At 69.9% G+C, this 23106-nt stretch carries 22 protein-coding genes and 1 tRNA gene; 15 read left to right on the top strand and 8 right to left on the bottom strand.

All coding sequences use genetic code 11. The features are described 5' to 3' along the window. Positions 1-304: 304 nt before the first annotated feature. The 3 genes from ACWDNU_RS31930 to ACWDNU_RS31920 all read left to right on the top strand — a co-directional run bounded on the left by ACWDNU_RS31930 (position 305) and on the right by ACWDNU_RS31920 (position 4375). Positions 305-883 carry a hypothetical protein gene (locus ACWDNU_RS31930; protein WP_370933580.1) on the top strand — a complete coding sequence of 193 codons (579 nt, stop codon included), beginning with the start codon at positions 305-307 and terminating at the stop codon, positions 881-883. A 148-nt stretch (positions 884-1031) separates the two neighbouring features. After that, positions 1032-3179 (top strand): bifunctional MFS transporter/dTMP kinase, encoded by a 2148-nt coding sequence (locus ACWDNU_RS31925; protein ID WP_449671607.1) that lies wholly within the window; start codon positions 1032-1034, stop codon positions 3177-3179. Continuing rightward, positions 3176-4375 (top strand): DNA polymerase III subunit delta', encoded by a 1200-nt coding sequence (locus ACWDNU_RS31920; RefSeq protein WP_370933583.1) that lies wholly within the window; start codon positions 3176-3178, stop codon positions 4373-4375. Before ACWDNU_RS31925 ends, ACWDNU_RS31920 begins: the two co-directional genes overlap by 4 nt. Positions 4376-4441: 66 nt before the next feature. Here ACWDNU_RS31920 and ACWDNU_RS31915 read toward each other — a convergent pair whose 3' ends face one another. Continuing rightward, positions 4442-6130, bottom strand: a complete 1689-nt coding sequence (locus tag ACWDNU_RS31915; protein ID WP_449671606.1) for a hypothetical protein — start codon at positions 6128-6130, stop codon at positions 4442-4444. A 127-nt stretch (positions 6131-6257) separates the two neighbouring features. Here ACWDNU_RS31915 and ACWDNU_RS31910 point away from each other — a divergent pair. Further along, positions 6258-6331: transfer RNA gene (locus ACWDNU_RS31910), tRNA-Thr, on the top strand. Between the two features lie 99 nt (positions 6332-6430). Here the strand turns inward: ACWDNU_RS31910 and ACWDNU_RS31905 are convergent. Continuing rightward, positions 6431-7291 (bottom strand): hypothetical protein, encoded by an 861-nt coding sequence (locus tag ACWDNU_RS31905; RefSeq protein WP_449671605.1) that lies wholly within the window; start codon positions 7289-7291, stop codon positions 6431-6433. A gap of 37 nt (positions 7292-7328) precedes the next feature. Continuing rightward, positions 7329-7913 carry a TetR/AcrR family transcriptional regulator gene (locus tag ACWDNU_RS31900; protein WP_449671604.1) on the bottom strand — a complete coding sequence of 195 codons (585 nt, stop codon included), beginning with the start codon at positions 7911-7913 and terminating at the stop codon, positions 7329-7331. An 87-nt stretch (positions 7914-8000) separates the two neighbouring features. On the opposite strand from ACWDNU_RS31900, the gene ACWDNU_RS31895 reads away from it, so the two are divergent. Then, positions 8001-8702: an SDR family NAD(P)-dependent oxidoreductase gene (locus tag ACWDNU_RS31895; RefSeq protein WP_370933587.1), complete on the top strand. Its 702-nt coding sequence runs from the start codon at positions 8001-8003 to the stop codon at positions 8700-8702. 5 nt (positions 8703-8707) lie between these two features. On the opposite strand, the gene ACWDNU_RS31890 is transcribed toward ACWDNU_RS31895, so the two are convergent. Next, positions 8708-9175 (bottom strand): SRPBCC family protein, encoded by a 468-nt coding sequence (locus ACWDNU_RS31890; RefSeq protein ID WP_370933588.1) that lies wholly within the window; start codon positions 9173-9175, stop codon positions 8708-8710. 110 nt (positions 9176-9285) lie between these two features. Here ACWDNU_RS31890 and ACWDNU_RS31885 point away from each other — a divergent pair, with 110 nt between their 5' ends. The 3 genes from ACWDNU_RS31885 (at position 9286) to ACWDNU_RS31875 (ending at position 10592) form a co-directional block, all read left to right on the top strand. Next, complete coding sequence (locus ACWDNU_RS31885) at positions 9286-9717, top strand: SRPBCC domain-containing protein (protein WP_449671603.1); 432 nt, start codon at positions 9286-9288, stop codon at positions 9715-9717. Then, entirely contained in the window at positions 9707-10042 is a 336-nt protein-coding gene (locus ACWDNU_RS31880) for an ArsR/SmtB family transcription factor (RefSeq protein ID WP_037369195.1), read from the top strand. Before ACWDNU_RS31885 ends, ACWDNU_RS31880 begins: the two co-directional genes overlap by 11 nt. Before the next feature lie 103 nt (positions 10043-10145). Beyond that, the gene (locus tag ACWDNU_RS31875) at positions 10146-10592 is read left to right on the top strand and encodes a hypothetical protein (RefSeq protein ID WP_449671602.1); all 447 of its coding nucleotides are present in this window, start codon (positions 10146-10148) and stop codon (positions 10590-10592) included. A 48-nt stretch (positions 10593-10640) separates the two neighbouring features. Here the strand turns inward: ACWDNU_RS31875 and ACWDNU_RS31870 are convergent, their stop codons facing one another. After that, positions 10641-11099 (bottom strand): GreA/GreB family elongation factor, encoded by a 459-nt coding sequence (locus ACWDNU_RS31870; RefSeq protein WP_449671601.1) that lies wholly within the window; start codon positions 11097-11099, stop codon positions 10641-10643. A 122-nt stretch (positions 11100-11221) separates the two neighbouring features. Between ACWDNU_RS31870 and ACWDNU_RS31865 the strand changes: the two genes are divergently transcribed. The 3 genes from ACWDNU_RS31865 (at position 11222) to ACWDNU_RS31855 (ending at position 13774) form a co-directional block, all read left to right on the top strand. Further along, a complete protein-coding gene (locus ACWDNU_RS31865) occupies positions 11222-11809 on the top strand; it encodes a TetR/AcrR family transcriptional regulator (RefSeq protein WP_370933591.1) in 588 nt (195 codons plus the stop codon). Between the two features lie 19 nt (positions 11810-11828). Beyond that, a complete protein-coding gene (locus ACWDNU_RS31860; protein ID WP_370933592.1) occupies positions 11829-12347 on the top strand; it encodes a gamma carbonic anhydrase family protein in 519 nt (172 codons plus the stop codon). Between the two features lie 158 nt (positions 12348-12505). After that, a complete protein-coding gene (locus ACWDNU_RS31855) occupies positions 12506-13774 on the top strand; it encodes a serine hydroxymethyltransferase (protein ID WP_449671600.1) in 1269 nt (422 codons plus the stop codon). A 40-nt stretch (positions 13775-13814) separates the two neighbouring features. On the opposite strand, the gene ACWDNU_RS31850 is transcribed toward ACWDNU_RS31855, so the two are convergent. Next, positions 13815-14963 carry an RNA polymerase sigma factor gene (locus tag ACWDNU_RS31850; protein ID WP_449671599.1) on the bottom strand — a complete coding sequence of 383 codons (1149 nt, stop codon included), beginning with the start codon at positions 14961-14963 and terminating at the stop codon, positions 13815-13817. After that, positions 14960-15367, bottom strand: coding sequence for a YciI family protein (locus ACWDNU_RS31845; protein ID WP_370933595.1), 408 nt, complete (start codon positions 15365-15367; stop codon positions 14960-14962). The genes ACWDNU_RS31850 and ACWDNU_RS31845 overlap by 4 nt, the downstream gene beginning before the upstream one ends. Positions 15368-15571: 204 nt before the next feature. On the opposite strand from ACWDNU_RS31845, the gene ACWDNU_RS31840 reads away from it, so the two are divergent. Continuing rightward, on the top strand, positions 15572-17221 hold the full coding sequence (locus ACWDNU_RS31840) for an MDR family MFS transporter (protein ID WP_370933596.1): 1650 nt from the start codon (positions 15572-15574) through the stop codon (positions 17219-17221). Between the two features lie 57 nt (positions 17222-17278). Here the strand turns inward: ACWDNU_RS31840 and ACWDNU_RS31835 are convergent, their stop codons facing one another. Beyond that, positions 17279-17797: an inorganic diphosphatase gene (locus tag ACWDNU_RS31835; RefSeq protein WP_009084318.1), complete on the bottom strand. Its 519-nt coding sequence runs from the start codon at positions 17795-17797 to the stop codon at positions 17279-17281. Between the two features lie 172 nt (positions 17798-17969). Between ACWDNU_RS31835 and dacB the strand changes: the two genes are divergently transcribed. The 3 genes from dacB (at position 17970) to tilS (ending at position 23105) form a co-directional block, all read left to right on the top strand. Then, entirely contained in the window at positions 17970-21011 is a 3042-nt protein-coding gene (gene dacB / locus ACWDNU_RS31830) for a D-alanyl-D-alanine carboxypeptidase/D-alanyl-D-alanine endopeptidase (RefSeq protein ID WP_449671598.1), read from the top strand. 109 nt (positions 21012-21120) lie between these two features. After that, positions 21121-22137 carry a zinc-dependent metalloprotease gene (locus tag ACWDNU_RS31825; protein WP_344266689.1) on the top strand — a complete coding sequence of 339 codons (1017 nt, stop codon included), beginning with the start codon at positions 21121-21123 and terminating at the stop codon, positions 22135-22137. After that, positions 22134-23105, top strand: coding sequence for a tRNA lysidine(34) synthetase TilS (gene tilS / locus ACWDNU_RS31820; RefSeq protein WP_449671597.1), 972 nt, complete (start codon positions 22134-22136; stop codon positions 23103-23105). Before ACWDNU_RS31825 ends, tilS begins: the two co-directional genes overlap by 4 nt. The last annotated feature ends 1 nt before the right edge of the window (position 23106 follow it).

The raw sequence follows: 23106 nt of genomic DNA, 5'->3' as shown, positions 1-23106 counted from the left end.
CTCTTCCCCTCCCCCACGCCCTTCCTATCTGCCACCGGGGGGGCTGGCTGGGCGTGGTGCCGGCTGCCGGGCGGGCGTCCCGCCCGCCCGGATGCCGGCGCCGTCTGGTCTGGTGCCCTTGAACTTGCGCCTGGCCCTCCCCGCAATACCGGCACACCGCCGTCTATCGGCGGTCGCTGGCCTGGGTGGACGGGCCTCCGCTCGGGCGCGGGCAGTAGTGGTTCTGCGGCCATTGGGTGGATGCGGGGGACGGTACTCTCGCCGACACTGGACGCGGCGGACATTCCGTAGTGAGGTGGTCACCATGAGCACGAGCGACGGGACTCCGTTTTTTCCCGCCTCCGGGCCCGACCGGGACGGGACGTTGGCCGGTGACGCTGGAGGCGAGCGGTTCTCCGATCCGTTGTCCGGGTTCGAGATGTCTTCCCGCGCGCCGCGGCCGTTGCCCACTGCCAAGCCGGTCGAGCACGACCCTGAGGCGGTCAAGCGGATGGTCGAGGCCGCGCTGAAAGAGGAAGCCAAGAAGAAGGAAGTCGTCAAGACGCCGAATCCGATCCCGCCGTCCGAGCGGCCGGACCTTGTTCCGCTCGGGCTGTTGCCCCGGCAGCGGACCTGGCCGACCAAGGCTCCTCAGCTGCTGAAGAAGGTGCCCCGGCCGCGGCCGAAGCGGGTGACCGAGATCGCCGACGACGACATCGAGGAGGAGCTCGCCGAGCGGCAGAGCCGACGTGGGATGCCCTCGCTCAGCATGCCCAGCTTCGGCCGTCCCTCCAGCAGCACGGCGGGCGTCGTGCTCGCTGTGGTGTTGCTCATCGTGTTCGGAATTGTCGCGATCGAGCTCATCGCTAGCCTGGTGAGCAGTGTGAAGGGGCTGTTTGGCTGACCCTGGCTGACCTCGTATATCACGGGGCGTGCCCTGCTCGCCTCCGCGGCGGGACTACCCTGGCTGCTACACGGTCGGGGGATCCGCCGGGGTCGCCTGACTCCGCCGTGACAAGTGGGGTGGGCGTATCAGCGAGGGCGTACGGTCGGTGCCGGGCACCGGCTCGGGCGGATCGGGCGGCACGTCCACGATCCACCGGGCCCGCCGAGTGCTGGCGATCAAGCCATTCCGTCGGCTGTGGGGCGTCACGTATCTGTGCAGTGTCGCCGACTGGCTGAACCTGCTGAACCTGACCAGCCTGAGCACCAAGCTCCTCGACAACTACTCCGCGCAGAACTACGCGTTCGTCGGCGTCATCGTCACCGCGCTGCTGCCCGGCCTGCTCTTCGCCCCGCTCGGCGGCCTGCTCGCGGACCGGTTCGACCGGCGCAAGATCATGGTCATCTGCGACCTGCTGCGCTGCGGGTTCCTGCTCTCGATCGCCGTGGTCGGCGCGCCGTGGTGGCTGTTCGTAGCGAACTTCCTGGTCGGCAGCTGCTCGATCATGTGGATCCCGTCGAAGGACGCGGCGGTGCCGAACCTGCTGCGCCGCCCCGAGCAGGTCGAGACCGCCAACCAGCTCGGCATGGTGATGACCTACGGCCTCGCCGTCATCACCGCCGCCGGTGCCAACGCGCTGATCCTCGGCGCGAACTCGACGTTCCACCTGTTCCAAGGCCCCGGCGTCGACCTGTACATCGCCAAGGTCGTCGTCGTCATCACCGGCCTGCTGTACCTGACCAGCGGCATCATCGTCGCCACCCGCATCCCCGAACTGTCCCTGCGCGACGTCCACTCGACGCCGCAGCAGAAGGTCAAGCGGGCCGACGAGGAGAAGTTCGGCTTCGGCGCGATGATGCGCGACGGGCTGAAGTTCGTCCGCAGCACGCCGATCGTCCGCGGCCTGCTGATCGGTGCCTTCGGCGCCTTCGCCGCGGGTGGCGCGGTCATCGGCGCGGCCAAGCCGTACTCGTCCTCCCTGCTCGGCGGCGACGCGGCGTTCAACCTGCTGATGCTGGCCGTCTTCATCGGTCTGGCCACCGGCATGGCGCTGGCCCCGAAGCTCGCGCACCGGCTCCCGCACGACCGGCTGTTCGGCATCTCGATCGTCCTCGCCGGGCTCGCGCTCGGCGTCGTCGCGTTGTCGCCGCACCTGTCGATCTCCGTGGCCGCGGTCGCCTTCGTCGGCGTCTGCGCCGGCACCGCCTTCCTCACTGGCGTCACGATCATCGGCTCCCGCGTCGAGGACGCGATCCGCGGCCGGATCAACGCGATCTACCAGGCGATGCTCAAGATCGTGCTGTTCGGCGCGACGGTGGTCACGCCGGTGCTGATCGGCCTGGTCCGGCAGCGCCAGGTCGACCTGTTCGGCACTCCGATCATCGTCGACGGCACCCGTCCGGTCATCCTCGGCGGCGGCCTGCTCGCCGTGCTGCTCGGGATCATCGCCTACCGGCAGATGGACGAGCGCCGCACCGAGAAGATCTTCAGCGACCTGCGCAACGCGCTGCGCCGCAACCCGCGCCGCGTCAACGGCTTCTTGATCGCCATCGAGGGCACCACCGCGGTCAACACCGCCGAGCAGGCCGCCCGCCTCGCGCGCTGGCTCGGCACCGGCACCCGGCCGGTCGTCCTCACCGCCGACCCGGCGCTCGGCGAGCAGCGCTTCCGCACGCTCGTTTCGGACGCCGCCCTCACCGGCGTACGGGCGCAGGCGCTCGTCGCCGCGGCCGTGCGCGCCGAGCTGGTGGAACGCCAGATCCAGCCCGCGCTCGACGCCGGGTCCGTCGTCGTCATGGAGCGTTTTGTCGACTCCCCGCTCGCGTCGCTGTCCGCGGCGGGCGAGCTGGACCGCGGCGAGCTGGAGGGACTGGTCGACTGGGCCACCGGACGGCTTCGCCCGGATCTCACCGTGCTTCTCGACTCCGAACACGCGGAGGATCCGCAGCCGTCGCTGAAAGACGACCAGCTGTGGGTGCAGAAGCTGCTCGCCGAGATGGCCGCGGCTGACCCGGACCGGTACGTGGTGGTCGACGCCGAGGGTTCTGACGGCGACGTCGCGGGCCGGGTCCGCAATGCCGTCCAGTCGGTGTTCGTCGGTTCGCTCGCCGCGCTCGCCCCCGCGGAACCGGCAGAGGAGGAACCGGAGCTGCCGGAAGACGCCGCCGCGGCGGACGTCGTCGAGGCGGCCGAAGCGGAAGCGGCGCAGAACGGCGCGGACGCACTGCCCGTAGTGTCCAAAGTGGAGGATCGGTGACGACTCCGATCGGCGTCTGGACCGAACTCGTCGGCCAGGAGCCTGCCGTGGAAACGCTGTCCTCGGCAGCGTCGGCGGCGGCCAAAATCGTTGCCGGAGAAGCGGTCGCGCCAGCGGCTATGACGCACGCCTGGCTCATCACCGGACCGCCCGGCTCCGGCCGTTCGGTCGCCGCACGCACGTTCGCCGCGGCTTTGCAGTGCAGCACCGGAACCGGTTGCGGCGCGTGCCCCGGCTGCCGCACGACGATGGCCGGTACCCACGCGGACGTGCGGCTGGTCGTCCCGGAAGGACTGTCCATTTCGGTCGCCGAGATGCGCGCGCTCGTGCAAGCCGCGGCGCGCCGGCCGACGACCGGCGAATGGCAGGTCGTGATCATCGAGGACGCCGACCGGCTCACCGAGGGCGCGTCGAACGCGCTGCTCAAGGCCGTGGAAGAGCCGCCGGCGCGCACGGTGTTCCTGCTCTGCGCACCGTCGGACCACCCGGAGGACGTCTCCGTCACCATCCGCTCGCGGTGCCGGCTGGTTCCGCTGCGCACGCCGCCCGCCGAGGCCATCGCGCAGGTGCTGATCTCCCGCGACGGCGTCGATCCTGAGCGCGCCAACTGGGCCGCGGCAGTGTGCAACGGCCACGTCGGCCGCGCGCGCCGGCTCGCCACCGACGAAGCCGCTCGGCAGCGTCGCGCCACCGTGCTGCGGATTCCGCTCGGGCTGCGCCGTCCGGACGACGTTTTCACCAGCGCTGACCAGCTGATCAGCGCTGCGGAGGCGGACGCGGGCGAGGAGAGCAAGGGTCGCGACGAGCAGGAACGTTCCGAACTGCGCACCGCGATGGGCGGCGATGGCACCGGCAAGGGCGTCGCCGGAGCGAAACGTGCCGCCGAGGCCGCGGTGAAGCAGCTGGAGAAGCGCCAGAAGTCCCGTGCGACGCGAACCCAGCGCGACACGCTCGACATTGCTTTGGTGGACCTGGCGGGGTTCTACCGCGACGTGCTCGTGACGACTTCGCGTTCCGGCGCGACGCTGACGCATCCCGACCATGCCGAGCAGATCAACTCGGCCGCGGCGGCTTGGTCGCCGGAATCGACGATGCGCCGGTTGGAAGCGGTGCTGGAGTGCCGTGAGGCGATCGGGCTGAACGTGAAGCCGCGGATCGCGGTGGAAGCCATGGTCACCACGCTTCGCCAAGGCTGACTCAAACACCAACAAAAACGGCCCCCTCGCCAGCAGCGAGAGGGCCGTTTCCGTGACTAGCGAGAGTCAGTCGCGCGGATGCGGCGACGGCTTGAACGGTGCGTCAGGACCGCTGGACGGCCGCTTCAGCACCAGCGCGGGACGCCGCCGGTTCGGGAACGCCGCGACCATGACGACGCCCATCAGCAGCATCGCCGTGCCCGTCCAGAACAGCGGCACCGTGTCGTACGCGCCGTTCGTGTAGGCCAGGTGCTTCACCGGACCAGCCGGTGCGGCACCGCCCTGCGGCGGAGCGGGCGGAGTCGTCGTCGAACCGCACACGACGCCGCCGGTCGGGGCGTACGCGCGGGCGATCTGCTCGCCCAGCGACAGCTGCGCCAGCGACGACGGCAAGTTGTCGCCCGCCTGCTTCGGCAGCAGCTCCTTCAGCTTCTGCGTCGGCAGGACCTGAACGTCGAGCAGCCGCGCGGCCGCGCCCAGCTGGTAGCCCTTGAACGGCGTGGTCGCCTCGGACTGCTTCTGGTCGAGGTTCGCGATGCTCAGCCGCAGCACGCCGAGGTCGAGCACCTTCCCGGTGGTGTCGCCGAGCTGCTGCAGGCCCTTCGTCGCGGTGGCGACGAGGCCGCCGACCACCGGCACGTTGTCCAGCGCACCGAACTGCTGGCTCAGTGGCGCGAGCGGCAGGCCGATCGGGATGTCCTTGGTCGGGTGCGCCGCGTCGAGCGTGTACAGCGTCTTGCCGCCGGCCCCGATGGTGATCACCGGCGCCTGGTAGTCCACTTTGGACGTCTTCGCGTCGCCGGTGGAGGTGACGGTCAGCGTCGGCTGGCTGGCGACCTTGAGGTTCAGCTCGAGCGGCGTGCCCTTGAGGATGTTGATGTCCGCCGCCTGCAGCGTGGACCTCGACTGCACGGCCTTGTTCTTCGAGCCCGGGATGTCGACGAGCTTGACCTGCGACCGCGACGACAGCGTGTTCGGCAGGCTCAGCAGCGAACCGGTGCCCGCGGCGGGCGTCTGTCCGCTGCCGGGCAGCAGGCCGCCGAGGCTCTGCAGCCCGCTCTTCGGGTCGAAACCCTGCGCGAGCTGGGTGCCTTGGGGCAGGTTCAGCCCGCCGCCGCCGATCAGTGGGACCTGCGGCAGCGTCGGGAGGCCGTTGAGCAGCGACAGGCTCGCGACGGACGTGCTGGCGTCGGCGATCGTGTCCACGCACGGGCCGAGCGATTCGCTCCAGCGGGCGTGCGCGGTGCCGTTGAGCAGCCCGACGTTCAGCAGCGGGTTCGACGGCGCGTTCAGGCCCCCGCTGATCTCCTTCGGGTTGTCCGGCAGCGCGGTCTGCACGAGGCTGCCCGGCGTCTGCGGAGCCTGGCCCCCGACGGCCAGCCCGAACGGCGACGACTGCGCGATCGACTTCTCGTAGGCCAGGTACGCCTCCGAGTTCGCCGACGCGCTGGACAGGCCCATGCCCGCCTCGAGCGCGGACTGCTTCGGCAGCGTCTGGCCGAAGCCGGGAAGGATCGTGCTCGTGGTGACCGAGTTCGGCAGCAGCCGCAGGACGCCGAGCGCCGTCCCCGCGTCGCCGACCGCGTGCCCGAGCGGCTGCGGCCCGATGGGCGCGGACGCGGGCGGCTGCGAGGGGTTGTTCGGCTGCGGGATCGGCGTCGTCGGAATCTCCTGCGCACCAGCCGGCGCGGCCAGGAGCAGCAGCAACGCGGCAGTGGCGGGCAGCGCCAGCGCACGGGGCAGTCTTCGCTGCATGTGCCGGGTCCTCCAGATGATCGCCGGGTCGGGGAGTGAGACCGAAGTCATAGGAGCCTAACGACGCGGCCCCCGCAAGGTGACGCACCATGGCTCCGCTACACTGATGACCGTCGCACAGCGGCATGCCGCCTTAGCTCAGTCGGCCAGAGCGATTCACTCGTAATGAATAGGTCGGGGGTTCGATTCCCCCAGGCGGCTCCGCAGATCAGGCCCCATCCGAAGCAGTTCGGATGGGGCCTGACTCGTTTCCGGACGGTCCGCAGGCTTGCGCCGAATTCACCCGTTAGGGGAACGCGCCTAGCCGGTCCGTTCGGCGAGCAGTTCCAGCCCGCCGGACCCGAGCCGCAGGACTGACGGGACCAGTTCCGTCGTCTCGTACGGCGAAGCGAGCACCTGCTCCTGGATGATTTCCGCCGGGCGGGAACCCACCTTGGCGACATGCATCTCGTCCGGGCACGGCAAGCCGACGATCAGGTCTCCCGCGCCGAGGTGGGGCGACAGCTGGGCGTACAGATCGGGCAGCGCGAGCGCGGACGCCGCCAGCTGGTTCTCCCTCGTGAGCGAGACCAGCACGTCCTCGCCGGAGGTGCGGACCTCGAACTTCAGCCCGCGGGCCAGGCAGCCGAACCCGACGTCGAACATCTTCTCGAGCGGTGCGCCCATCTGTTCCTGCTCGTGAAGGGTGATGTGCTGCATCCCGATCTTGCCCTCGGGAGTCCGCGACACCACCGCGAGCGCGACCGACAGCTTGCCGGGCACGAGCGGTTGGTGCGGCAGGGCTTCGAGCAGCCCGGCGCGCGGTGAGGAGGCGCTCCAGAGGATTGGCAGTATCTCCTCGGCGCTCTCCTCTTTCCGCGCCATCACCTCGCGGGCTTCGGCGAACGCGCGCTCCCAATCACCGGGAGCGGGCCGGGCGAAGCTGTAGGTGCACTCGGCCTTCCGGAAATTCTTGGCCATGAATTTCTGGTCGGCCGCGGAAGGCTGCCATTCGCTGTACACCGCCGAAACCGCGGACCCGCGCACCTTGTGCTGCTGGCGGACGCTCGCCCACGCCTGCTCGACAGCGTCCTCGGACTGGGTGGGCGCGCTGGCCAGCACGGGTTCGGGGAGACCGTTGATTCGGAAGACGACGAGGTTCTGGGAAACGTCATCGTTCATCGGATTTCCAGAAAGGAAAAGGATCTTCGCATGCTTTCTAGCTACCACAACCGGCGCGCAGTCCGGCGAGGCTGAACGACAGCGTGCGCCGCCACGCGTTCGGGGTTGCCTCAACGGTCTCGCGCACGATCAGCGCGTTCGTGAAGATCAGCAGCATCAGGTCGTCGGACGTGACGTCCGGGCGCAGCGTCCCGGACCGTTGCGCGCGTTCGAGCAGCCGGACCGACTTCGCGAGTTCGGCTGTGCAGCGCGCGGTCAGTTCAGGCGCGTCCTGGAGTTGCCGGCTGATCGCGTCCCGGAACGCCGGGTCGTCGGCTTGCTGTTCGCACAGCACTGTCACGTAGGTGACGAACGATTCCCACGGGTCGTCGACCGCCTCCGCCCGGCGCATCGCCTCGTCCATTCGCTCGGCGACCAGTTCGGGCATCACCGCGTCGATCAGCGCTTCCCGTCCGCCGAAGCGGTTGTAGAGAGTCCCGGCGCTGACGCCCGCCCGCTGCGCGATCTCCTCCAGCGGCACCGTCAAACCCTTCTCCCGGAAGGCTTCCGCCGCCGCGGTGAGAAGCCGTTCCTGGTTGCGGCGGGCGTCTCGGCGCAGCGTGGGCTTCCCCTCCGTTTTCACCAGGTCATCGTAGGTCCGGGCGAGAAAGTTGACAACGGTCTCAACTTGGCGCCAAAGTTGAGACCGTCATCAACTTATGGAGGTTCCGTGTCGAAAACCCTGGTCTTGCTCGGTGCGGGCACCGGCCTTGGGCCCGCGGTCGCCCGGCGCTTCGGCCGCGAGGGATTCCGGATCGCGCTCGTCGCGCGCAACCGTGAACGGCTCGCTGCGTTGGCTGATCAACTGGCCGCGGAGGGCGTCGAGGCCGCGGCGTTTCCCGCGGACCTCGCGCGTCCGGTGGAGATTCCGGCGCTGGTCGACGCGATCCGGAGCCGCTTCGCGCGGATCGACGTCGTGTCGTACGCGCCCTTGGACCTGAACGGGTTCACGCCCGCCGCCGAGCTGACGCCCGCGACCGCGCAGCGGCTCCTCGACCTGTATTTCCTCACTCCGATCGCCTTGGTTCAGGCCGTTTTGGGCGAGCTGCGCGACCGCGGTGAGGGCAGCATTTTGATCAGCCAGAGCGTCTCGGCCACCCGGCCCGCGCCCGTCCTCAGCGGCATCGGTCCGGCGATGGCCGCGACCCGTAACTACATCCAGAGTCTGGCGGCCGAAATCTCCTCCGACGGTGTGCACGCGGCGACGCTTCAGATCGGAGCCATGATCCGGGGAAGCGCCGTCGACGCCGCACTGCGATCCGGGGTTGTCGAGCCCAATTCCGAGTTTCCGGAGATCGATCCCGCCGACATCGCGGAGACGCTGTGGGAGATGCACGTCAAGCGCGACACCTCCGATCTCCAGCTCCCGTAAGGGAATTACTCGGCCAGATGTCCTTCCGGGGCCTCGGATTTCGGGATCGGCTGCCCGACGCCGGTGGTCAGCAGCGCGTACAGGCTCGTGTTGACGCAGCTCGTCCAGCCTCGGGAGCAATCGGTGAAGCAGGCGCTCTCCGGAGTGAGGCCGTGATGGGTGAAGCGCAGCGTCGTACCGGCCGGGCCCGGCGTGAGGTCGAAGGTCATCCGGGTGTCGGTCCACTCGTCGTGCTGGTCGATGAAGGCGATGTACGCGTCTTCGACGTGCCAGGCGATCCGGCGGCCGGGCGTGAGTTCGGTGACCCGGATCCGGCTCGTCGGGATGCTCTTGTCGATGAACGAGAACTCGTCGCCGACCGCGGTCGCGGTGCCGGTGATCGACTCGCTGAACCAGGCTCGGACGTCGGTGACCGCGGCGAAGACTTCCTCGGGGGTGCGGTCGACGGTCAGTTCGGTGGTGAAGGAGTTCATCGGGCTTCCTTTCGCGAGGTAATGCAACTGAACGGTTGCGACACTATGGCAACCGAATGGTTGCGTCAATGGGGTGTGGTTGCCTAGGCTCGGCCCGGAAGGAGCACGGCATGGGGTTTCCCGACCGCATCGAGCGGACGGTCGAGCTGGCGCAGCCGCCTGCGACGGTCTGGACGGCGCTGACCACGGGCGACGGCCTGCGCGCCTGGTTCGGCGACGAGGCCGAGATCGACCTGCGTCCGGGCGGTCTCGGCCGGGTTGCGTGGATCGGCGAGCGCAGTGCCGAGATCCGGGTCGAGCGCGTTGAAGAACCCGCGGTGTTCGGCTTCACCTGGCAGGTCGACGGGATGCCGGAGGACGACCCGCGGCGCACGTATGTCGAGTTCACCCTGCAGGCGCGCGACGGCGGAACCCAGCTCACCGTGGTCGAATCCGGGTTCGCGCAGCTGCCGGACAGCCAGTACCCGGCCACCTATCGGTCGCACCTCGACGGCTGGGCGCGCGAACTCGACGAGCTGGCGGCCAGTCTCGATGCCGGCTGATTCCGAAGCGGTCGCCGAGCAGGTTTTCGCCGCGCTCGCCGATCCGACCCGCCGCTCGATCCTCGCCGAGCTGGCCGCACGCGGGCCGGCGACGGCGACGGATCTCGCGGCCCGGCTTCCGATCACGCGGCAGGCGATCGCCAAGCACCTCGGCCTGCTGTCCGACGCCGGGCTGGTCGCCGCGGAACCCGGCGAGCGCCGCCGCGTGCGGTACCGGCTCGATTCCGCGCCGATGCGGGTCGCGCAGCAGTTCCTCGCCGCGCTCGCCCGGGACTGGGACGGTCCGCTCGCCGCGCTGCGGGCTCATCTCGACGGCGAAGAATGACCCGCGATTTCACTCATCTGAGGGACAGAGTCGGCCGACTGGCCAAGCAGTGAGGGCCGGAAGAACGAGGGCAGGGCGGACCAGTCTCGGTTGACTGGAAGCCATGAACAGCGTGCGGAACAAGGCGGTACTGGCCGCGACCGGAATCGCGGCTTTGGCCACGGTCGCGTCGTGCGGCCTCGGCTCCTCGATCGAGGAGAAGTCGAACGGCCACGTGAAGGCGGTCTCCTACGACACCGGAAAACAGGGCAAGGCCAACCCGGACGCCCGGCTTCCGTCGTGGGTGCCCGACGACGCGAAGTCGGTCACCGAGCTGATCCGCACCACCGGTTCGGAACGGATCCTGCGCTACCAACCAGGTCCGTCCAATCTTCCCGCAATCTGCAAGCCAGGGAAGGCCGAAGCGAAATCCCCGACGCTGAACGCGGATTGGTGGCCTGCGGGCGAGCACAAGCGGATGGACAAGGACTGCGGCGGCTGGCACGTCGCGGTCGAGAGCGACGGCGTGTACGGGTATCAGGCCGAAACAGTGGCCAACGCGGACAAATAACAGTGGCCGCCCCGGAAAACCGGGGCGGCCACTGTCTGTCCTCTGTGGTCAGTTGGCGGGCGGGGTCAGCTTCAGCACCGTCGCGGTGGCTTGCCCGCGCGGGGTGCGGTAGCTGATTTCCTCGCCTGCCTTGGCCTTCGACAGCGCGATGCCGAGCGGGCTGTCCGAGGTGATCGCGTCCGCGTCCTCGCCGGGAAGGGTCACCACGGTGAACTCTTCCTCGTCACCGTCGGAAAAACGCAGCGAAACGCGCGTGCCGTCCGGAAGCAGCGAGCTGTCGTACGCGCCGTGCTCCAGTTTCGCGGTGACGTCGGCGATCTGCCGGTCCAGTCGCGCCGCTGCCTCGGCGCGGTCGATCACGTCCGCCTGGTCGGCGGCGTCCCCCGTGCGTTCCTGCTCGCCCGGCTGCGGCGCTAGCGCCTCCCGTTGCGCACGCAGGTCCGCGATTTCCTTTTCCAGCTGACGGCGCGCCGCCTCGCTGAGCCCCTTGTCCCCTGAGATCACCATGCCGGGCATTGTCCGCTGCGCGGACCGGGGTGGCCAATCCGGTTTTTCACCCGCCGGAAGACGTTGGGACGACTGGCCTAGGATTCAGGGCTGCCGTCCTGACAAACGTAACGAGGATCACCGTGAGCGCCGTGCCAGCCCGCAACCCCACGCTGTCGCCCAACCAATTGCAGAAGCAGGAACAGATCGTCGAAGCGGCTCGCAAGGTCCTCGCCCGCGAAGGACTCGGCGGCTGCACGGTACGCGCGATCGCGGAGGCCGGACCGCTCACCAAGAGCGCGATCCACTACTACTTCGCCGACATCGACGTGCTCATCGACCGGGCGATGGCCGCGCACATCAACGCTTTCGCGGCGAATCTGCGCACGGTCGCGGACAAGCACTCCGACCCGCGCAAACGGCTTTTCGCGGTGACCGAGGCCTACCTCGCCGAGTTCGCCGACCACCCGCGCGGCGCGTTCCTCTGGTTCGAGTACTGGATCGCCGCCGGCCGGGCGCAGCATCCGCAGGCGATCGACGCCATGCTCACCTCGATCACCGAGTTGCTCGTCGAACTCCTCGCCCCGCTCGACGTCGACGACCCGCGCGCCCGCGCCCGCTCTCTGCTGAGCTACCTGCTCGGCGCGGTGGTGCAGCAACGCGTCCGGCCGCGGTCGTCCGCGAGCCTGCGCGGCGACATCGAGGCGCTCTGCTTCGCCGGGTACCGCTGACGCCGCTTAGGCTCCCGGCATGCCTTTGTTCTCCTTGGACGGCGTCAGCCCGCAGGTTCACCCGGACGCCTGGATCGCCCCCACCGCCACCCTGATCGGCAACGTGACCGTCGAGAAGGACGCTTCGGTCTGGTACGGCGCGGTGATCCGCGCGGACTTCGGCCCGATCATCATCCGCGAGGGTGCGAACATCCAGGACAACTCGGTGATCCACTCCGGACCCGAGACGACCGAGGTCGGCCGCAACGTCACCGTCGGGCACCAGTGCCTCGTGCACGACTGCACAGTCGGCGAACAGGCCTTGATCGGCAACGGTTCCACGGTCCTCGACCGCGCGGTGATCGGACCGCGCGCGTTCGTCGCCGCGGGGTCGACGGTCACGCCGGGCACCGAGGTCCCGGCGGAGATGATCGCGATGGGCAGCCCGGCGAAGAAGTTCGTGGAACTCACCGATTCCGCGCGGGTGTGGGTCGAGCACAACGCGGCGGTCTACCAGGAACTCGCGCGGCGGCACCGAGGCGGTCTCGAGCAGGTCTGAGCCCGTTCCCGCGGACCGGACGCGGGCTGGCGCGGTGCACTAAACTTCGTCCCGCAGCAGCGACTGGCGCCATTCAAGAGGTGGAGCACCACCGGGGAGCGACGACGAGGCCGGCACCGCGCGCCTGGGTGAGGGCCACTGCAGAGCCGGAGTACGCCATGACACACCAGCCCGCCTTGTCCGCACTGTCCTCGGCGGATCCGCAGATCGCCGGTCTCGTCGAGGACGAGGCGAAACGCCAGCACGACAAGATCCGCCTGATCGCGTCCGAGAACTACGTTTCGCAGGCGGTGCTCGAAGCCACCGGCAGCGTGCTCACCAACAAGTACTCCGAGGGCTACGCGGGCAAGCGCTACTACGAGGGCCAGCAGTTCATCGACCAGGTCGAGCAGGTGGCGATCGAGCGCGCGAAGGCCGTCTTCGGGGTCGACCACGCGAACGTCCAGCCGTACTCCGGCTCCCCGGCCAACCTCGCGGTGTACCTGGCGTTCGCCAAGCCGGGCGACACCGTGCTCGGCATGGCGCTGCCCGACGGTGGCCACCTCACGCACGGCTGGAGCGTGTCCGCCACCGGCAAGTGGTTCACGCCGGTCCGCTACGGCGTCCGCAAGGAAACCGGCCGCGTCGACCTCGACCAGGTCCGCGACCTTGCCCGCCAGCACCGGCCGAAGCTGATCTTCGCGGGCGGCACGGCAATCCCGCGCACCATCGACTTCCCGGCGTTCGCGGAGATCGCCCGCGAGGTCGACGCCGTGCTGGTCGCCGACATCGCGCACATCGCCGGCCTGATCGCGGGCGGCGCGCACCCGTCGCCGGTCGGCCACGCGCAGGTCATCACCACGACCACGCACAAGACGCTGCGCGGCCCGCGCGGCGCGATGATCCTTTCCGACGCCGACCACGCGAAGGCCGTCGACAAGGCGGTGTTCCCCGGCCTGCAGGGCGGTCCGCACAACCACACGACGGCCGCCATCGCGGTCGCGCTGGGGGAGGCGCAGCAGCCGTCGTTCTCCGACTACGCGCACACGATCGTCGCGAACGCCAAGGCGCTGGCCGAAGCGCTGGTCGAGCGCGGCTACGACCTGGTTTCCGGCGGCACGGACAACCACCTGCTCCTGATCGACCTGACCAACAAGGCGGTGCCCGGCAAGCCCGCCGCGCAGGCGCTGGACCGCGCGGGCATCGAGCTGAACTACAACACTGTGCCGTTCGACCCGCGCAAGCCGTTCGACCCGTCCGGCATCCGGCTGGGCACGTCGGCGATCACCACGCGCGGGCTCAAGCCCGAGCACCAGGTGCAGGTCGCGGACTGGATCGACCGGACGGTGACCGCCGCGGCGGCGCAGCAGGACGGCGCGCTGGACGCGATCGCGGCGGAGATCCGCGAGTTCCTGCAGCCGTTCCCGATTCCGGGCTACGCCGAGTGACGTCGTGAGCGGCGATCGCGGTGAGAACCGTGATCGCCACTCACGAGCTTTTCAGCTGGGTGTTGAGGCGGGCGGCTTGGCGCGTCAGGTGCTCGCTCTCGGCGAGGTTCGGTGCCTTCCCCGCCGCTTCGCTGTACAGCCGGGCGGCCGTGACCAGGTCGCCGTCGCGTTCGTGCAGGTAGGCGGCTACCGCAGCGTGCCGGGGCAGTTTGTCGTCCAGTTCCGACAACGCTTTCAACCCGGCGCGAGGTCCGTCCGCCTCGCCGACCGCGACCGCCCGGTTCAGCCGGACGATCGGGCTGTCCGTCAGCGCGAGAAGCTCGTCGTACCACTCGACGATCTGCACCCAGTCGGTTTCCTCCGCCGCGAGAGCATCGGCGTGGAGCGCGGCGATGGCGGCTTGGGCCTGGTACTCGCCGAGTTGGTCGCGGGCCAGCGCCGCCTGCAGGATGTCGACGCCCTCCGCGATCAGCCGGGTGTCCCAAGCACTGCGGTCCTGTTCGGCGAGCGGAACGAGGCTGCCTTCCGGCGTCGTCCGCGCGGCCCGGCGCGCGTGGTGCAGCAGCATCAACGCGAGCAGACCGGCCACTTCCGGATGATCGAAACCGGCCGCGAGCTGCCGGGTCAGCCGGATGGCTTCGGCGGCGAGGTCGAGTTCTCCGGAGTAGCCCTCGTTGAACACCAGATACAGCACGCGCAGCACGGTCGCGACGTCTCCGGGCGCGTCGAACCGCACGTCGGACACCGTCTTCTTGGCCCGGCTGATCCGTTGCGCCATAGTCGCTTCCGGCACCAGATACGCCTGCGCGATCTGCTTCGTGGTCAACCCGCCGACCGCGCGCAAGGTGAGCGCGACGGCCGACGACGGCGTCAAAGACGGGTGTGCACAAAGGAAATACAGCTGCAGAGAATCGTCCACTGCGGACGCCGGACCGGGCTGCGGCTCGGCGTCGATCGCCACTTCCCGGCCCCGCCGCGAAGATTCCGATCGCGTGGCGTCGAGGAACCGGCGCCACGCCGCCGCGACGAGCCACGCCTTCGGGTCGCGCGGCGGATCTTCCCGCCACGCGTCCAGCGCGCGGATCAACGCTTCCTGCACGGCATCCTCGGCCGACGCGAAGTCCGCTCCGCGCCGGACGAGGATGCCGATCACCGCGGGCACGAGTTCCCGCAGCAACTCCTCGTTCATTCGGTCACCGAGGGCGTGACGCCGTAGAACGGACGCAGTTCGAGCCATTCGTGGATCGGCTTGCCGTCCGCGCCGGGAGCCGCGGACAGTTCGCCGGCCAGTTCGATCGCGCGCTCGTAGCTGTCGACGTCGATGATCATCCAGCCCGCGATGACGTCTTTGGTCTCGGCGAACGGGCCGTCGGTGACCGGCGGGCGGCCCTCGCCGTCGAAGCGGACCCAGGTTCCTTCCGGCGACAGCGCCTGCTCGCTGACAAACTCGCCGGTCTCCACGAGCCGGTCCGCGAAGTCGCGCATGTACTGGATGTGGGCGGTGACCTCCTCGGGCGTCCACTGGTCCATGGGGACGTTGTTCACCGAAGCCGGCGCGCCGCGGTAGTGCTTGAGCAGCAGGTACTTGGCCATTGTGGTTCTCCTCCGTGCTGGTGGCGGCTCCTTGCCGTCACGTTCGCGCCAGGGACGGAGCCGGTCGCTCGTTCTCGACATCGCCCGGCGAGAGATTAGCGTCACACGATATTTGGTTGATGAATGCAAGCTTTTCGGGAACAGTTGTGACGAGCAAGTAGTTGAGGGATACAAGCAAGTACCCCGGCACTGAGGGAGACCACCATGAGCGACACCGCCACTGCGGAAGGGGGCGCCACCACGAACGGACGGCTTTCACACCGGCAGATCCTCACGGTTCTGTCCGGACTGATGCTCGGCATGTTCCTGGCGGCCCTCGACCAGACCATCGTGTCCTCGGCGATGAAGACCATCGCCGACGAACTGCACGGACAGAGCCTGCAGGCCTGGGCCACCACCGCCTACCTGATCACCGCGACGCTTTCCACGCCGCTGTACGGCAAGCTGTCCGACCTCTTCGGCCGCAAGCCGATGTACCTGACCGCGATCTCGCTGTTCCTCGCCGGTTCGCTGGCGAGCGCGATGGCCGGATCGATGTACGAACTGGCCGCGTTCCGCGCGTTCCAGGGCCTCGGCGCCGGCGGTCTGATGTCGCTCGCGCTGGCGATCATCACCGACATCACGTCGCCGCGGGAACGCAGCCGCTACCAGGGCTACTTCATGGCCGTCTTCGGCGTCTCGAGCGTCGCTGGCCCGGTCGTCGGCGGGTTCTTCGCCGGACTCGACTCGTTCGCCGGCCTCACCGGCTGGCGCTGGGTGTTCATGGTGAACGTCCCGATCGCGCTCGCCGCGCTGGTCGTCGTGAGCAAGGTGCTGAACCTCCCGCACACCCGGGTTGACCAGAAGGTCGACTTCCTCGGCGCCGGCGCGCTGACGCTGGGCCTCGTGCCGCTGCTGCTCGTCGCCGAGCAGGGCCGCGAATGGGGCTGGGGATCGCCCGCGTCGCTGGCGATGTACCTGGTCGGCGCGCTCGGCGTGGTGCTGTTCATCCTGCAGGAACGCCGGATGGGCGACGCCGCCCTGCTGCCGCTGCGGCTGTTCCGCAACGGGGTGTTCCGGGTGTCGACGCTGGTCACGGTGATCCAAGGGATCGGGATGTTCGGCGCGATGATGTCGCTGCCGCTGTACCTGCAGATCGTGAAGGGCGCGACGCCGACCCAGGCCGGGCTGCAGATGCTGCCGCTCACCCTCGGGATCATGGTCGCGAGCCTCGGCAGCGGGCGGATCATCGCCCGCACCGGCCGGTACAAGGGCTTCGCGGTCGCCGGACTCGGCCTGATGGCCGCGGCGGTGTACTCGTTCTCGATGATCGGCGTGGACACCGCGCTCGGCGTGGTCATGGCCATCGCGTTCGTGCTCGGACTGGGCCTCGGCTCGACGATGCAGACGCTGACCCTGGCCGCCACGAACGACGTCTCGCCCCGCGACATCGGCGTCGCGACCTCGTCGGTCACGTTCTTCCGGCAGATCGGCGGCACGGCGGGCACCGCGGTGTTCCTGTCGATCCTGTTCAGCACGGTCGGCGACCGGATCGCGGCGGCGGTGCGCTCGGCGATGGCCTCCCCGGCCTACACCGCGGCGCTGGCGCAGCACCCGGAGTTCGCCCGGCAGCTGGCCGGCGGCGGCCTCGACGTGAACGACACCTCGTTCCTGTCGAAGCTCGACCCGGTGCTCGCCCGGCCGATCCTGGAAGGGTTCTCCAGCTCGATGAGCACGGTGTTCCTGATCGGCGGCGCGGTGCTGACCGTCGGGTTCGCGCTGGTCTGGCTGCTGCGGGAGAAGCCGCTCTCGGACAAGTCGGCGATGGAGCAGCGCGCCGAGCAGGAAGCGGGCGAACTCGCCCTCGCGGGCTGAGCGGGAAGTAAAAAAGGGCCGTCCACCAGGCAGGTGGACGGCCCTTTTTTACGTGGCTCAGTGGTGCTCTTCGCCGTTGATCTCTTCCTTGGCGAGACGGTCCTTCTCGCGCTCGTACGAGCGGGCGATCTCGGACTCGGCCTCGGCGCGGCTCACCCAGGACGAACCCTCGACGCTCTTGCCCGGCTCGAGGTCCTTGTAGACCTCGAAGAAGTGCTGGATCTCGAGCTTGTGGAACTCGTTCAGGTGGTGGATGTCGCGCAGGTGCTCGAGGCGCGGGTCGTTCGTCGGGACGGCGAGGACCTTGTCGTCCGGGCCCTTCTCGTCGGTCATCCGGAACATGCCGATCGCGCGGCAGCGGATCAGGCAGCCGGGGAACGTCGGCTCCTGGACCAGCACGAGCACGTCCAGCGGGTCGCCGTCCTGGCCGAGCGTGTCGTCGATGAAGCCGTAGTCGGCCGGGTACTGGGTCGCGGTGAACAGGGTCCGGTCGAGCTTGATGCGACCGGTCTTGTGGTCGACCTCGTACTTGTTGCGCTCCCCCTTGGGGATTTCGATCGTGACGTCGAATTCCACGGCCGTCCTCGCTGCTTCTTGACTCTCGGTGTCCCACGCGCTCGTGGGCGGCAACCTAATGACCTCGTTGACGTCACTAGTGTGGACTACGCCCCGTCGGCGGGTCGCGCCGATGTCGGCCAGACGGCATGTGACCTTGGCCCCTCCGGGGGCGGGTGAGAAGGAGTGGTGGGTGCCGGAAAACGACCAGCCGAGGTGGCCCACGGGCGACGAGGACACCTCGTCCCAGGCGGACCGGGCGACCTCCCGCCTCCCCCTGCCCAAGCGCGACGCGGGAGCCACCGCGCAGCTTTCCGTGCCGAACGTCACACCGGGAGACGGGCCGGGATCGTGGTTCCGGCCGAACGTCCCGCCCGAGGAGGTGCCCGGCCTCAACGCGCCCTCGGACGCTCCCGTCGCGCCGCCGGAACCGCCCCGGTCGAACCTCGCGGACCGGATGAGCGGCACGTCGGTGCCCACGCCGTCCGGTCGCGCTGAGGAGCCGAAACCGCAGGCCCCGTGGGTGCCGGTGGAGGGGCCGACCCGGTTCGTGGCCGGGGTGCCGCGACCGGGGGACAACGCTGGTCGTCCAGATGCTGAGGCGACCGTGCAGTCGTCGACGGTCGAATCCGCGGAGGGGGCGGCGGAGAAGACCTTCCAGGTTTCGCAGCAGCAGCGGAAGCCGTCCGCGGAGGGGGCTGCGGAGCAAACGGTCCGTGCGCAGCCGAATACCTCGCCCGGTCAGCAGCAGGATTCTTCGCCCGCGTGGCAGGCCGCGCGGAAGCCGGGGAACTCGCTGTTCGAGCCCGCTGGGCCTGGTTCTTCGGGCGACGGGCAGGGGTGGAATCCGTTCCAGTCCGGCCAGCCTGGTCAGTCCGATCAGCCTGCTTCCGGCGAGCCCGCGGGCAAGCCGGGGCAGTTCGCCGCGTTCCGGGACGAAACGCCGGGAACGGGCGACAACAGCCAGGGCTGGGCGGCGTTCCGGCCGATCGTCGCGCGGGACGAGCAGGGGGAGGAACCGCCCAAGGAGGGCTGGGGCGCCTTCCGCAACGACTCCGGCTCCGGCGAATCCGGCACCGCTGGTCAGGCTCAGTCCAGTCGGGGCGACATCGCTGCTCAGCAGGGTCGCGGCGGGGACGACCGGACTGGTTACCGGGGTGAAGCCGGTGGCTCCGGCCAGTCGCAGTCCGGCCGAACCGGCGAGGAATCGCAAGCGAACCGGACCGGCTTCCGTGGCGACTCCGGCCCGGTCCCGGGATCCGCCGCCGCCCGGCTCAACCCGGGCCAGTCCGGCCGAGCCGAATCCCAGGAAAGCTGGGCCAACCAGGGCCAGCCTGGCCGTGCCGGGAACGAGTCGCGGGAAAACTGGGCTGCCGACCAGGGGCAGCCCGGCCGTGCCGGGAACGAGTCGCGGGAAAACTGGGCCGCCAGCTCCAACCAGGCGCAGCCCAGCCGTGCCGGGGACGGGTCACAGGCCAACCGCAACGAATCCGGCTCCGAACCGTGGTCGCAGCAGATCGAAATCCCGGTCCGTCCCGGGCTGCCCGAACCGCAGCCCGGAACCGTCCCGCCCGCGGGCGCGGGGCACGTGCGGCCGATGCGGATCGATCCGGCCGGTGGGCAGTTCCCGGCTGAGGCGACCGTCGGGATCCCGCGGCCGCCCGAGGGCTTCGCGAACCAGGGGCCGTCCGAGGCGACCGTCGGCATTCCCGCGCAGGCCGAAGGCTTCGCGGAACGCCCAGGTCCGGAGCAGATTCAGCCGCGCGCCGCCGCGGAACCCCCGGAGCCTCCCGCCGGGGCCGGGCCGATCCCGCCGCAGGACGACGCGCCGCGTCCCGAGGGGAAGAAGCCGCGCCGGAAGGTGCTGATCCTGGCGCTCGTCGTGCTGCTTCTGCTGGCCGCCGCGGGTGGCGCGTCGGCCGTGCCCGCCGTGTCCAACCGGCTCGGGTTGCCGTGGGCGCCGAACGCGCCGAAGGGCAGCGAACCGGACCCGTCCGACGCCAGCCTCGCGCTGCACGGCCCGGACACCTCGGCGCAGGGACCGTCCGCGAACGGCGTCGCCTCGAAGCTGTCCGGTCCCGCCGGTGCGGCGGCGCTTTCCCAGCTCAGCGGCAGTGTGATCGATCCGGCCAACGGCACGGTGCTGTGGGACCACGCGTCGAACACGCCGCTGACCCCGGCGTCGACCACGAAGATCCTCACCGTCTCCGCGGCGCTGCTCGCGATGGAGCCGACGAAGCGGATCTCCACCAAGATCGTCCAGGGCGCGCAGCCGGGCACGGTCGTCATCGTCGGCGGCGGCGACCCGTCGCTCACCGCGCTGCCGGTCGGCACCGATTCGCCGCTCTACCCGGGCGCGGCGCACGTCGACGACCTCGTCAACCAGGTCAAGAAGGCCGGCGGCAACGTCACGAAGGTCCAGCTCGACGCGAGCGCCTTCAGCGGCCCGAACACCGCGCCGGGCTGGGAGCCGGGCGACGCGCCGTCGCTGTACGGCGCTCCGATCGTCCCGGCCATGACCGACGGCGGACGCGGCAACCCGAAGGTCGACGAGACCATGCGCTCGGGCAACCCGGGGACCGCGCTCACCCAGCTCGTCGCGGACAAGCTCGGCGCGAGCCCGGCCGGTGCCGCCAAGGCTCCGGACGGTGCGAAGGTGCTCGGCGAAGTCCAGTCGGCTCCGCTGCCGGACCTCGCGTACGCGCTGCTGCAGATCTCCGACAACGTGCTCGCCGACTCGCTCGGCCGCCAGGTCGCGATGGCCACCGGCGGGGAAGCGTCGTTCGCCGGTGCCGCCGCCGCGGTGAAGAAGGTGTTGGCGGACCACGGTTTCGACGTCAACGGCCTTCAGCTGTTCGACACGAGCGGACTGTCCAATCAGAACAAGGTGCCGGCCAGGCTGCTGGCGCAGGTGCTGGCCGCGGCGGCCGGTCCGGACGGCAAGGACCCGAATACGCCGAAGCTGCGTCCGCTGCTGGCCGGTCTTCCGGTCGCGGGCAGCCCGGAAGGCACGCTGCACGGCCGGTATCACTCGGACCAGACCCAAGGGGGCAGGGGCTGGGTGCGGGCCAAGACCGGCACGCTCACCGGCGTCAACACCCTGGCGGGGTATGTGCTCGACAGCGACAACCGCGTGCTCGCCTTCGCGTTCATGTCCAACGGCTCGGAGAAGAACTCGGGACAGGCGGCGCTCGACGTGCTGGCGACGGCGTTGCGGGGCTGCGGCTGCAAGTAGCCGGCACTGAGCCGACTCGCTGAACCCGCTCGGCTGAGCTGCCCACAATTCCGGGCCGGAAGGTAGCGTCGGAGGGGTGAGCCAGGAAACCGAGACCCGACGGCGGCCCATGGTCGACTGGGACCGGGCAGCCGCCACCGGCGCGCTGCTGGTGCGCGGCGGCCCGCAGGTCGCGCGCGGCGAGGCCGACCGCGCGGTGGTCGACCTGCGGGAGCTGACCGCCGAGGCGGAGGGGCACGTCCGCGAACTGACCGGCCTCGGCCTCGACCTGCCGCTGCTGCCCGGCACCGTGGTGGACCGGCCCGGCTGGGTCCGGTCCGCGGCGTCCGGTCTCGGCGTGCTCACCGGGCGCGCGCTGCCCGCGGCGCAAGGCGGTCCGCTCGGGCCGATCCTGGCGTCCGGCGCCGGCGTGCAGACCGGGTTGCTGCTCGCGTTCCTGGCGTCTCGCGTGCTCGGCCAGTACGACCCGTTCGGCGGCGAGGAGAACAAGGGCGAGCTGCTGCTCGTCGCGCCGAACGTGGTGGCCGCCGAACGCGCGCTGAAGGTGCCCGCGCGCGATTTCCGGCTGTGGGTCTGCCTGCACGAGTGCACGCACCGGCTGCAGTTCACCGCGGTGCCGTGGCTGCGCGACTACTTCGCCGACGAGGTCGAACGGCTCGTGTCCGGGCTCGCGGAGAGTTCCACCGACGGCCTGGCCGAACTGGTCGGCAGGCTGCCCGACGCGCTGCGCAACCGCGGCAAGGGCGGCGGCATCGCGGAGTTGCTGCAGTCGCCGAAGGAGCGTTCGGTTTTCGACCGGCTGCTGGCGTTGTCCACGCTGCTGGAAGGCCACGCGGACTACGTGATGGACGCGGTCGGTCCGCAGGTCGTGCCCAGCGTCGAACAGATCCGGGCGCGGTTCACCGCGCGTCGCCAGGGCGGCGGGCTTTTCGACCGGTTGCTGCGGGCGGTCCTCGGTCTCGACGCGAAGATCCGCCAGTACGAGGAAGGCGCGAAGTTCACGCGGCACGTGGTCGACGCGGTCGGGATGGACGGGTTCAACAAGGTTTGGCGCTCGCCGAACACGTTGCCGACCCGCGCCGAGATCGCCGACCCCGCGGCCTGGGTGCGGCGACTGCACGGGTGAGTGCGCTCGCCGCGGTCCGGACAGCGGTTCGCGATTTCCTCGCGACGGTCGCTGTTCCCGGCGAAGTGTGCGTCGCGGTGTCGGGCGGCGCGGACTCCCTAGCGCTCGCTGAAGCGACGGCGTACGTCCTTCGACATCGAGACGTCCGTACGCGGGCTCTCGTCGTCGACCATGGCCTTCAGGCCGATTCAGCCGTCGTAGCCGCCGAAGCGGCGACAGTCGTGAAGGGCGTCGGCATCGACGTCGTCGAGGTGCACGCTGTGCACGTCGTAGGCAAAGGCGGTCCCGAAGCAGCCGCGCGCGCTGCGAGGTACCACGCGCTTCGCGAAGCGTTGCCAAACGGTGAAGGGCTCGTACTGCTCGGTCACACTCAAGACGACCAAGCCGAGACGGTGCTGCTCGGTCTAGGCCGTGGTTCCGGACCGCGGTCGCTGGCCGGAATGCGTCGGCATGATCCGCCGTGGGGCCGTCCACTGCTCGGCATCACTCGCGCGCAAACCGTTGCGGCGTGTGCAGAACTCGGCCTAGAGCCGTGGCAAGACCCGCACAACGCCGATCCACGCTTCACCCGCGTACGGCTGCGTACGGAAGCACTGCCGCTCCTAGAGGACGTGCTGTCAGGTGGAGTCGCTCCAGCTTTAGCCCGTACGGCCGCACAGCTGCGCGAAGACACCGAGGCGTTGGACACACTCGCCGCGCGCGTGCACGAGCGCGCGGCCCGCGAAGACGACCTCGACGTAGCCGTGCTCGCGGCCGAGCCCGCTGCGCTGCGCAGACGGGTTCTCCGCAGGTGGCTGCTGGACTCCGGGGTCCGCGAGCTGACCGACGCGCACCTCCGGTCGGTCGACGCGCTCGTGGCCCGCTGGCGGGGGCAGGGCGGGGTCTGGCTGCCGGGCAACTTGGAGGCTCGACGGCGGCGTGGCAGGCTTTCGCTTGCCGGACCCGAACCCACCCACCGAGGGGAATGAC

Source organism: Amycolatopsis sp. NPDC003676 (assembly GCF_053587275.1).
The sequence above is the reverse complement of the archived record's forward strand: the minus strand, read 5'-3'. Positions and strand labels throughout refer to the sequence as shown.

What these genes read in the sequence shown, in the direction of transcription:
- ACWDNU_RS31880 (WP_037369195.1), top strand. Translation starts at nt 9,707, where the DNA reads ATGCCGGCTGATTCCGAAGCGGTCGCCGAGCAGGTTTTCGCCGCGCTC.
- ACWDNU_RS31915 (WP_449671606.1), bottom strand. Translation starts at nt 6,130, where the DNA reads ATGCAGCGAAGACTGCCCCGTGCGCTGGCGCTGCCCGCCACTGCCGCG.
- ACWDNU_RS31825 (WP_344266689.1), top strand. Translation starts at nt 21,121, where the DNA reads ATGGTCGACTGGGACCGGGCAGCCGCCACCGGCGCGCTGCTGGTGCGC.
- ACWDNU_RS31885 (WP_449671603.1), top strand. Translation starts at nt 9,286, where the DNA reads ATGGGGTTTCCCGACCGCATCGAGCGGACGGTCGAGCTGGCGCAGCCG.
- ACWDNU_RS31905 (WP_449671605.1), bottom strand. Translation starts at nt 7,291, where the DNA reads ATGAACGATGACGTTTCCCAGAACCTCGTCGTCTTCCGAATCAACGGT.
- ACWDNU_RS31855 (WP_449671600.1), top strand. Translation starts at nt 12,506, where the DNA reads ATGACACACCAGCCCGCCTTGTCCGCACTGTCCTCGGCGGATCCGCAG.
- ACWDNU_RS31890 (WP_370933588.1), bottom strand. Translation starts at nt 9,175, where the DNA reads ATGAACTCCTTCACCACCGAACTGACCGTCGACCGCACCCCCGAGGAA.
- ACWDNU_RS31840 (WP_370933596.1), top strand. Translation starts at nt 15,572, where the DNA reads ATGAGCGACACCGCCACTGCGGAAGGGGGCGCCACCACGAACGGACGG.
- ACWDNU_RS31870 (WP_449671601.1), bottom strand. Translation starts at nt 11,099, where the DNA reads ATGGTGATCTCAGGGGACAAGGGGCTCAGCGAGGCGGCGCGCCGTCAG.
- ACWDNU_RS31930 (WP_370933580.1), top strand. Translation starts at nt 305, where the DNA reads ATGAGCACGAGCGACGGGACTCCGTTTTTTCCCGCCTCCGGGCCCGAC.
- ACWDNU_RS31845 (WP_370933595.1), bottom strand. Translation starts at nt 15,367, where the DNA reads ATGGCCAAGTACCTGCTGCTCAAGCACTACCGCGGCGCGCCGGCTTCG.
- ACWDNU_RS31850 (WP_449671599.1), bottom strand. Translation starts at nt 14,963, where the DNA reads ATGAACGAGGAGTTGCTGCGGGAACTCGTGCCCGCGGTGATCGGCATC.
- ACWDNU_RS31860 (WP_370933592.1), top strand. Translation starts at nt 11,829, where the DNA reads ATGCCTTTGTTCTCCTTGGACGGCGTCAGCCCGCAGGTTCACCCGGAC.
- ACWDNU_RS31875 (WP_449671602.1), top strand. Translation starts at nt 10,146, where the DNA reads ATGAACAGCGTGCGGAACAAGGCGGTACTGGCCGCGACCGGAATCGCG.